We start from the raw sequence: 9,854 nt of genomic DNA on the forward strand, positions 1-9,854 counted from the left end.
CTCAGGTGGCGTCCAGCGTCACCGTGAAGGAGAAGCGGTCGCCCCGGTAGTGGATGACCGCGGCGTCGAGGACCCGCCCGTCCGTGTCGTAGGTGACGCCCGTGTAGTGCAGGATCGGGCTGAGCAGCGGGACTTGGAGCAGGCGTGCCGTCTCCGGGTCCGCCAGGCGGGCCTGCACGGTGTCCGTGATGCGGCTGATGTCCGCCCCGACGACGTCCCGGAGCACCTTGGTCATCGGCCAGCGGGCCAGGTCGTCCGGGTCGATGCGCGCCGCGAGTTCGGGACGGACGTAGTTGCGGGCGTGGTTGGTCGGTTCGCCGGTTTTCTCGTCGCCGCGCAGGCGGTGGTACGTCGCCACCTCGGCGAGGTCCGGGAAGTGCTCGGCGAGTTCGGCCGGCACGGGCGCCTTGCCGTGGTCGAGCAGCCGGGTCGCCATGCCGGACTGCTGGGCCACGATGGCGTCCACCGAGCCGAGCAGCCGCACCGGGGCGCCCCTGAGGGCGTCCGGCTCGATGAACGTGCCGCGCCGGCGATGGCGCGTGATCAGCCCCTCGTCCTCCAGTTCCTTCAGTGCCTGCCGCATGGTCAGCACGCTCACCCCGTAGTGCCCCGCCAACTGCTCCTCGGTGGGCAGCCGCAGCGGGTCCTGCGGCGAGCGGCCCAGTATCGAGGCACGCAGCGACTGCGACACCTGGTACCAGAGCGGCAGCTTGCGGTTCAGGACTATCGAGTCCGGGGCGAAGGAGGTCACGGGGCCATCCGTACCGGTAGGGAATCCTCAGTGCAAGGGGCGGAAGTGCCGCTCCAGGCCCTGCCACACGTCGTCGTAGCCCTGCTGCAGATGGTCCGCCCGAGCTGCTTGTGGTGTCAGGGTGACCGGCCAGCGCGTCTCGAACATGAACGCCAGCCCGTCGTCGACCTTCTGCGGACGGAGCTCGGCGGCGCTCGCCCGGTCGAAGGTGTCTTGGTCCGGCCCGTGCGCCGACATCATGTTGTGCAGCGAGCCGCCGCCTGCCACGAAGCCCCCCGGGCCGGAGGTCTTCGCGTCGTAGGCGCCCTCGATGAGCCCCATGTACTCGCTCATCACGTTCCGGTGGAAGTACGGCGGCCGGAAGGTGTCCTCGCCCACCAGCCAGCGCGGCGCGAAGACGACGAAGTCGACGCCGGCCAGGCCGGGGGTGTCGGACGGTGACGTCAGCACCGTGAAGATCGACGGGTCGGGATGGTCGTACGAGATGGTCCCCAGCACATTGAAACGGCGCAGGTCGTAGATGTACGGCACGTGGTTGCCGTGCCAGGCGACCACGTCGAGGGGCGAGTGGTCGTACGTGGCCGTCCAGAGGTTGCCGCAGAACTTGTTGACCACCTCCACCGGGCCCTCGACGTCCTCGTAGGCGGCGACCGGCGCCCGGAAGTCACGGGCGTTGGCGAGGCCGTTGGCTCCGATGGGGCCGAGGTCGGGGAGGTGGAAGGGGGCGCCGTAGTTCTCGCATACATATCCGCGCGCAGAGGCATCCAACAGCTCCACACGGAAGCGGACCCCACGGGGAATCAGCGCGACATGTCCCGGCTCCACATGCAGCAGCCCGAACTCCGTGCGCAGCAGCAGTCCGCCGTGCTCCGGCACGATCAGCAGCTCGCCGTCGGCGTCGCTGAAGACGCGGTCCATCGAGGTGTTCGCGTGGTACAGGTGCACGGCCATGCCGGTGCGCTGGGTCGCGTCGCCGTTGCCGCCGAGGGTCCACAGGCCGGCGAGGAAGTCGGTGCCCGGCGTGGGCTCCGGCAGGGGGTCCCAGCGCAGCCGGTTCGGGTCCGGCACGGACTCCGTGAAGGGCGCCGTACGGATCCGGCCATTGTGCGTGCGCGTGAACGCCGGGTGCGCGGCCGACGGGCGGATCCGGTACAGCCACGAGCGGCGGTTGTGCGCCCGGGGCTCGGTGAACGCCGTACCGCTGAGCTGCTCGGCGTAGAGCCCGAGAGGGGCGCGCTGCGGCGAGTTGCGGCCCTCGGGCAGTGCGCCCGGCACGGCCTGCGAGCTGTGCTCATTGCCGAAACCGGAGAGGTAGGTGAGTCCCTCGGCGGTCTTCCGTGCGTCCCCGTCCATGATCGCTCCCTTGCCGTCCTGATTCCTATGCATCACCGTAGGATTGCGGTTTCTCCGGCGCAAGAGGGGTGCCCGACCTCCTCACGGAGGACATCGGACGCCCGGAACCAGACTCCAGGGGGATACGAGGTGTCGTACCGGTGTTCTACGCTCCCCGGCATGGCGTGGACGCGGGCACTTCTTGCTGCGCTCGCGGTCTGTGTCCTGCTGCTGACAGGATCCGCGGGCTGTGGCACCAGCGGTGCGGACGAGCGGCAGAACCAGAGGAACGAGGCCTCACCCTCCCCGGTGGGCAAGGTCATCGACGAGACGGACAAGGAGGGGCACCCCTACCGTGAGGTGGACGAGACGGGCGCACCCGACGTCGGCATCGAGGTGCAGCCCGCCGCCGACGACGGCTGGAACGTCCGGCTGACCCTCCAGAACTTCCGCCTCTCGCCCGCAGGCGCCAAGGCGGAGGCGGTGGCGGGCCGCGGGATCGCCCGCCTCTTCGTGGACGGTCATCCCGTCGCCCGCCTGCGCACCACCGAGTACCGCCTCTCCGCCCGTTACGTCCCGCACGGCACCCACCACGTCACCGCGCGCCTGTACGCCGACGACGGAACGGTGTGGGCCGTGGACGGCGAACCGGTCGAGAGCACGGCGGACATCACCGCGTCGGGATCTTCGGGGGCCTCCGGGGCCTCGCGGTCATCCACGCCCTCGGGGCCGGAACCCACCGGCACCGCGACCGGCGCGCTGAGCGCGCCGGGCCCCGTGCTCCGTACTGAGGAGCGAGCTTCCCCGGACCGCGGCGGAAAGGCATCATGAAGCCCGTGCCCCCAGCGACATCGCTCCGCCGAGCGCCCGTGCAGCGACGCAGCGCCGAACGGCTGACCAGGATCCTCGACGCGTGCGCGGACCTTCTCGACGAGGTGGGCTACGACGCCCTGAGCACCCGGGCCGTCGCCCTGCGCGCCGGTGTCCCCATCGGCTCGGTCTACCGCTTCTTCGGCAACAAGCGCGCGATGGCGGACGCCCTCGCCCAGCGCAACCTGGAGCGGTACACCGAGCGCGTCACCGAGCGCCTGGAGGCGACCGGCGGCGAGGGAGGGTGGCGGGCGGCGATGGACGCCGTGCTCGACGAGTACCTCGCCATGAAGCGCACCGCCCCCGGGTTCTCCCTCGTCGACTTCGGCAACCAGATCCCGGTCGGCTCCCGCTACGCCGAACCCAACCACCGCGTCGCCGACCGGCTCACGGACCTTCTCTCCGGCTACCTCGACCGTGCCCCGGACGAGGACCTGCGGCGCACCTTCCTCGTCGCCGTGGAATCCGCCGACACCCTCGTCCACCTGGCCTTCCGGGTGGCTCCTGAGGGCGACGAGAAGATCATCGCGGAGACGCGGGAGCTGCTGCGGGCGTACCTGGCGCGGGTCCTGGACTGACGCCTCGCCCCCCTGCCGCCGGTTTCCGCCGTCAGGTCTGTCTCCGGCACCCCTCCCCACACGGCATACCGCTCGGTATGCTCGGCCCTGATCCCGTGCGTCACCGTCGCCGCCGTCCTCTGGGAGGACCCGTGTCCCGCACCGCCCTGCGCATCTGCCCCCTCTGCGAGGCCACCTGCGGCCTGACCCTCACCATCGAGGGCACCCGGGTGACCGGCGCCCGTGGGGACCGCGACGACGTGTTCAGTCGCGGGTTCATCTGCCCCAAGGGGGCCTCCTTCGGGGCCGTCGACGGGGACCCCGACCGGCTGCGCACCCCGCTCGTCCGCAAGGACGGCGAGTTGCGCGAGGCCACCTGGGAGGAGGCCTTCGACGCGGTCGCCGCCGGCATCCGGGCCGTCGTCGAGCGGTACGGACCGAACTCCGTCGGCGTCGTCCTCGGCAACCCCAACGTGCACACCATGGCCGGCGCGCTCTACCCGCCGGTGCTTCTCGCGGGGCTCGGCACCCGCAGCATCTTCACCGCCTCCACGGTGGACCAGATGCCCAAGCACGTCTCCAGCGGGCTGCTCTACGGCGACGCCAACGCGATCCCCGTACCGGACCTGGACCACACCGACCACCTGCTGCTCCTCGGCGCCAACCCCCTGGAGTCCAACGGGAGTCTGTGCACCGCCCCCGACTTCCCCGGCAAGCTCAAGGCGCTCAAGGCCCGCGGCGGCACGCTCACCGTCGTCGACCCCCGCCGCACCCGCACCGCCAAGCTCGCCGACCGGCACATCGCGATCCGGCCCGGCACCGACGCCCTGCTGCTCGCGGCGATGGCCCAGGTCCTCTTCGAGGAAGGCCTCGTGGATCTCGGCGACCTGACCCCGCATGTGCAAGGGCTCGACGAACTCGCCGCATCCGTGCGGGACTTCACCCCCGAAGCCGTCGCCGAGGCCTGCGACGTGGACGCCGTCACGATCCGCGCCCTCGCCCGCGAACTCGCCGCCGCCCCCACCGCCGCCGTATACGGCCGCATCGGCAGCTGCACGGTTCCCCACGGCACCCTCGCCAGCTGGCTCGTCGACGTCCTCAACATCCTCACCGGCAACCTCGACCGCCCGGGCGGCGCCCTCTTCCCGCAGGCGGCCACCGACAGGACGCCGCGCCCCGCCGGACCCGGCCACGGCTTCGCGCTCGGTCGCTGGCACTCCCGGGTCAGCGGGCACCCGGAGGCCAAGGGGGAGCTGCCGCTCTCCGCGCTCGCCGAGGAGATCGACACGGCCACCGAGGAGGGCGAGCCGGTCCGCGCGCTCGTCGCCGTCGCCGCCAACCCGGTGCTGTCCGCCCCCGACGGCGACCGGCTCGACAAGGCCCTCGACTCCCTCGACTTCATGGTCAGCGTCGACCCGTACCTGAACGAGACCTCGCGCCACGCCCACGTCGTGCTGCCGCCGCCCCCGCCCTCCCAGAGCCCGCACCACGACTTCGCCTTCAACACCCTCGCCGTCCGCAACCAGGTCCGCTACACCCGCCCCGCCGTGCCCCTGGAGCCCGGCCGGATGGCGGAGACCGAGATCCTGGCCCGGCTGGTCCTGGCCGCGACCGGCATGCACGGCGCCGACCCGGCCGCCGTCGACGCGATGGTGATCGACCAGACCCTCGGCAAGGCGGTCAAGGAGCCGCACTCCCCGGTCCACGGCCGGGACCCGCGCGAACTCGCCGCACAGCTCACCGGCGAGACCGGCCCCGAGCGGCGGCTCGACCTGATGCTGCGCCTCGGCCCGTACGGCGACGGCTTCGGCGCCCGCCCGGACGGGCTGAGCCTGGAGAAGCTGCTCGCGCATCCGCACGGCATCGACCTCGGGCCGCTGAGCCCGCGCCTGCCGCAGCCGCTGAAGACCCGCAGCGGCAAGGTCGAACTGCTGCCGCAGCCGATCGCCGGGGACCTGCCCCGCCTCCGGCAGGCCCTGCACGAGCGGCCCGCCGGGCTGGTCCTCGTCGGCCGTCGGCACCTTCGCTCCAACAACAGCTGGATGCACAACGTCCCCGCCCTCACCGGCGGCACCAACCGTTGCACCCTGCACATCCACCCCGAGGACGCCGACCGCCTGGGCGTACGGGACGGGGCGCCGGTGCGCGTCAAGGGCGCCGGGGGAGAGGTGACCGCGCCCGCCGAGGTCACCGACGGCGTGCGCCGGGGTGTAGTGAGCCTGCCGCACGGCTGGGGACACGACCGGCCCGGCACCCGCCTCAGCCACGCCTCCGCCGACCCCGGAGTCAACGTCAACCAGATCCTCGACGGCAGCCTGCTCGACCCCCTCTCGGGCAACGCGGTGCTCAACGGAGTGCCCGTCGAAGTCGCCGCCGTGACCGAAAAGTTCCCCGCTCTGACCTGAGCAAAGCTGTGACCAGGAGTTTTGCGCTTATTGCTCGCGTGTCAACGTCTTGTTAACGCCACTTGACGAGTCCTAACGTCATCGCACCGCCGGCCCTGGTGGGAGTTCAAGGGCGAACGTTAGGTATCCACTCATGCTGACCATCCTCGGCTTCGCCATGATCGCGACCTTCCTGGTCCTGATCATGATGAAGAAGATGTCGCCGATCGCGGCGCTCGTACTGATCCCCGCACTCTTCTGTGTGTTCGTGGGAAAGGGCGCCAAGCTCGGTGACTACGTCATCGACGGCGTCACCAGCCTCGCCCCCACCGCGGCGATGCTCATGTTCGCGATCGTCTACTTCGGTGTGATGATCGACGTCGGCCTCTTCGACCCCGTCGTTCGCGGGATCCTGAAGTTCGCGAAGGCCGACCCGATGCGGATCGTCGTCGGCACCGCGGTACTCGCCGCGATCGTCTCGCTCGACGGCGACGGCTCGACCACCTTCATGATCACGGTCTCGGCGATGTACCCGCTGTACAAGCGCCTCAAGATGAGCCTGGTCGTGATGACCGGTGTCGCCGCCATGGCCAACGGCGTGATGAACACCCTGCCCTGGGGCGGCCCCACCGCCCGCGCCGCCACCGCCCTCAAGCTGGACGCCAGCGACATCTTCGTCCCGATGATCCCGGCCCTGCTGGTCGGCCTCCTCGGCGTCTTCATCCTGTCGTACGTCCTCGGCGTGCGTGAGCGCAGGCGGCTGGGCGTGCTGACGCTGGGCGAGGTCCTGGTGGAGGAGAAGGTCGAGGAGAAGGAGACCGAGACGGTCCTGGTCGGCGCGGGCGGTGCCGGCGACGGCAAGACCCCGGCCCGCACCGGCGGCGCGGGCTTCGGCACCGCGGCCGACGACGAGGACGACGACGACTTCCCGGGCCTCGACCAGAACCGGGCCACGCTGCGTCCCAAGCTCCTCTGGTTCAACGCGCTGCTCACGGTCGTGCTGCTCACCGCCATGATCATGGAGTACCTGCCGATTCCGGTGCTGTTCCTGATCGGCGCCGCGCTCGCGCTCACCGTGAACTTCCCGCACATCCCCGACCAGAAGGCACGCCTCGCCGCCCACGCGGACAACGTCCTCAACGTCTCCGGCATGGTCTTCGCCGCCGCCGTCTTCACCGGCGTCCTCCAGGGCACCGGCATGGTCGACAGCATGGCCAAGTGGATGGTGAACGTCATCCCGGCGGGCATGGGCCCGCACATGGCCATCGTCACCGGCGTCCTGAGCCTCCCGCTCACCTACTTCATGTCCAACGACGGCTTCTACTTCGGCGTCCTCCCGGTCCTCGCCGAGGCCGGCGCGGCCCACGGTGTCTCGCCGCTGGAGATGGCCCGCGCCTCGCTGGTCGGCCAGCCGCTGCACATGTCGAGCCCGCTCGTCCCGGCTGTGTACGTCCTGGTCGGCATGGCCAGGGTCGAGTTCGGCGACCACACCAGGTTCGTGGTCAAGTGGGCCGCGCTGACATCTTTGATCATCCTCGGGGCAGGAGTCCTCTTCGGGATCATCTGACGGACGTGTCGACCGACTCGCCATGGAGGAAACGACCTTGAGGCCCGGTGGGAACCGCGGCTGGCTGCTCCGCCTAGTCATCGCCTTCAGCTTCGCGCAGGGGGCGGTGTCGATGGCCCGGCCCGCCGTGTCCTACCGGGCCCTCGCGCTGGGCGCGGACGAGCGGGCGATCGGCGTGATCGCGGGCGTGTACGCGCTGTTGCCGCTCTTCGCCGCCGTCCCGCTGGGCCGCCGCACCGACCACGGCCGCTGCGCGCCCCTGCTGCCGGTCGGCGTGGTCCTGATATCCGGCGGCTGCGCACTCAGCGGCCTCGCCAACTCCCTCTCGGGCATGGCGGTCTGGAGCGGGGTGATGGGCCTCGGCCACCTCTGCTTCGTGATCGGCGCCCAGTCGCTCGTGGCCCGCCAGTCCGCCCCGCACGAACAGGACCGCAACTTCGGCCACTTCACCATCGGCGCCTCCCTCGGCCAACTGGTCGGCCCGATCGCCGCGGGCGCCCTGATCGGCGGGCGGGACATGGCGGGCACCAGCGCGCTCGCCCTGCTCGTCGCGGGGGCGGGAGCCGCGGTCGCGTTCAGCTCGCTGTGGCGCATAGAGGACCGTGCGACGTCCAAGTCCCGTACGGCACAGGGCGACCGCGTCCCCGTCCAGCGCATCCTGCGCGCCCGGGGCGTACCCGCGGGCATCTTCATCAGCCTCTCCGTGCTGTCCGCGACCGACATCCTCACCGCCTACCTCCCGGTGGTCGGCGAACACCGGGGCATCGCCCCCTCCGTGATCGGCCTGCTGCTCAGCCTGCGCGCCGCGGCCACGATCGCCTGCCGCCTGGTGCTGACGCCGCTGCTGCGGCTGCTGGGCCGGACGGTGCTGCTCACCGTCACCTGTCTGCTGGCGGCCGTGCTGTGCGCCGGCATCGCGCTGCCGGTGCCGGTGTGGGCGCTGGCCCTGATACTCGCCGCGCTCGGCTTCTGCCTCGGCGTCGGACAGCCGCTGTCCATGACGACGGTCGTCCAGGCGGCCCCGGACGGAGCCCGCTCCACCGCCCTCGCCCTGCGCCTGACCGGCAACCGGCTCGGCCAGGTGGCCGCCCCCGCCGCGGCCGGCCTGATCGCGGGCATCGCGGGCGTGGCCGCACCGTTCGTGATGCTCGGCGCGCTGCTGCTGCTGTCCTCGGGGGTCGCACTGCGGTCGCCGGGCCGGCCGGCCGGGGGGCGGGGGCCGGACTCCGAGCCCCGCAGGTCGGGAGTCGTACTGGACCGGAAGAGGGATGTCTGACGGGACGCAGGGCGCTGCTCCCACCATCCGCACCGTGGATGTGAAAGAGAGTCAGATCAACTGCGATTTGTACGAAAATCGTCTGACTCGGAGGAATTGCATGCCCACGACGCCTCTTCTGCGCCGCGCCGGAGCGCGCACCGCCGCACTCGCGGCGCTCACCGCCGCGGTGACCCCCCTGACGGGGATGCCGATGGCGGGTGCCGTGCCGATGGCGCCCGGGGACAACGGCACCGTCAAGATCCACTCGGCGCCGTACGACGATGTCGAGCGCACGCCTTACGGTGACCCGCGGGACGAGCCGAAGGTCTGCAAGTTCTACATCGACGCCGCCCAGTTCGACACGATCCAGGCCATCGACTGGACCATCCAGACGCAGCCGCCCGTGGCGGGCGGCGCTGAAAGCAGTGGTGCCATCACGCTTATCGGCGGCTCCGGCCACACCGAGGACATGGTGCTGCCCGACGGGCAGTACAAGCTCGTCTGGACGATCAGAGGCGGCAACGGCACGGGCAAGCAGAAGGTGTTCAGGGTCGACTGCAAGGTACAGCCGAGCACGTCTCCGAGCACGTCTCCGAGCTTGTCTCCGAGCTTGTCACCGGGCCCCAACGGCGGTCCGCCCGCCGGCGGTGGCGGAATCGCCCGCGATGAGGCCTTCACCCCGGTCGCCGGTGCCGCCGCCGTCGGCCTTGCCGCGGTGACCGGGACGGTCTGGTTCCGGCTCCGGCGTCGCCAGCATGGCGCGGCGTAGGCGTATCCGCAGGCCCTGGTACCGGACGCGCGCCTACCGCCTGGCGAGGACGGCCGTGCTGACCGTCTCCCTGGTGGCGGGCGGCGTCTGGTGGGCCCAGGACGAGGAGCCCGGCGGGGCGGCGGCCGTCGCCCCGCCGGACCCCCCGGGGGCTCCGGGGGCCCGGGTCGACGCGCGGGCGGCGCAACAGGAGCGGCTTCCCGCCGGCACCGGACTGCATGGGCCCCCGCCCGGGCGGGGCGGGACCAATGTCGGCACCGGCACCGGCACCGGCACCGGCACCCGCGTCGGCGCCGACGAGGCGAAGCCGACGCGGCCGGGGGGCCGCCCCCGAGCGGGCGGCGCCCGGCGTGAGCCGTCCCGTGC

The 9,854-nt window shown here is 71.6% G+C and carries 8 protein-coding genes and 1 pseudogene; 7 read left to right on the forward strand and 2 right to left on the reverse strand.

Annotated elements, in window-relative coordinates:
- Window position 1: 1 nt before the first annotated feature.
- Together ACFWWR_RS35220 and hmgA are read right to left on the reverse strand one after the other, a co-directional pair.
- Window positions 2-751, reverse strand: coding sequence for a GntR family transcriptional regulator (locus ACFWWR_RS35220; RefSeq protein WP_383872868.1), 750 nt, complete (start codon window positions 749-751; stop codon window positions 2-4).
- A gap of 27 nt (window positions 752-778) precedes the next feature.
- Window positions 779-2,104, reverse strand: coding sequence for a homogentisate 1,2-dioxygenase (gene hmgA, locus ACFWWR_RS35225; protein ID WP_384307599.1), 1,326 nt, complete (start codon window positions 2,102-2,104; stop codon window positions 779-781).
- Between the two features lie 159 nt (window positions 2,105-2,263).
- Between hmgA and ACFWWR_RS35230 the strand changes: the two genes are divergently transcribed.
- The 7 genes and pseudogenes from ACFWWR_RS35230 to ACFWWR_RS35260 all read left to right on the forward strand — a co-directional run.
- On the forward strand, window positions 2,264-2,914 hold the full coding sequence (locus ACFWWR_RS35230; protein ID WP_383872865.1) for a hypothetical protein: 651 nt from the start codon (window positions 2,264-2,266) through the stop codon (window positions 2,912-2,914).
- A complete protein-coding gene (locus ACFWWR_RS35235) occupies window positions 2,911-3,531 on the forward strand; it encodes a TetR family transcriptional regulator (RefSeq protein ID WP_383872862.1) in 621 nt (206 codons plus the stop codon). The genes ACFWWR_RS35230 and ACFWWR_RS35235 overlap by 4 nt, the downstream gene beginning before the upstream one ends.
- Window positions 3,532-3,662: 131 nt before the next feature.
- Window positions 3,663-5,915 (forward strand): molybdopterin oxidoreductase family protein, encoded by a 2,253-nt coding sequence (locus ACFWWR_RS35240; protein ID WP_384307590.1) that lies wholly within the window; start codon window positions 3,663-3,665, stop codon window positions 5,913-5,915.
- Window positions 5,916-6,048: 133 nt separating this feature from the next.
- On the forward strand, window positions 6,049-7,461 hold the full coding sequence (locus ACFWWR_RS35245; protein WP_383872856.1) for a CitMHS family transporter: 1,413 nt from the start codon (window positions 6,049-6,051) through the stop codon (window positions 7,459-7,461).
- Window positions 7,462-7,498: 37 nt separating this feature from the next.
- Entirely contained in the window at window positions 7,499-8,737 is a 1,239-nt protein-coding gene (locus ACFWWR_RS35250; RefSeq protein ID WP_384307602.1) for an MFS transporter, read from the forward strand.
- A gap of 34 nt (window positions 8,738-8,771) precedes the next feature.
- Entirely contained in the window at window positions 8,772-9,488 is a 717-nt protein-coding gene (locus ACFWWR_RS35255) for a hypothetical protein (protein ID WP_384307593.1), read from the forward strand.
- Window positions 9,475-9,854 (forward strand): annotated as a pseudogene (locus ACFWWR_RS35260) (hypothetical protein); the annotation flags it as partial. The gene ACFWWR_RS35255 and the pseudogene ACFWWR_RS35260, both read left to right, overlap by 14 nt.

The organism is Streptomyces sp. NPDC058678 (assembly GCF_042714835.1).
In the GTDB taxonomy this organism is placed as follows: Bacteria; Actinomycetota; Actinomycetes; order Streptomycetales; family Streptomycetaceae; genus Streptomyces.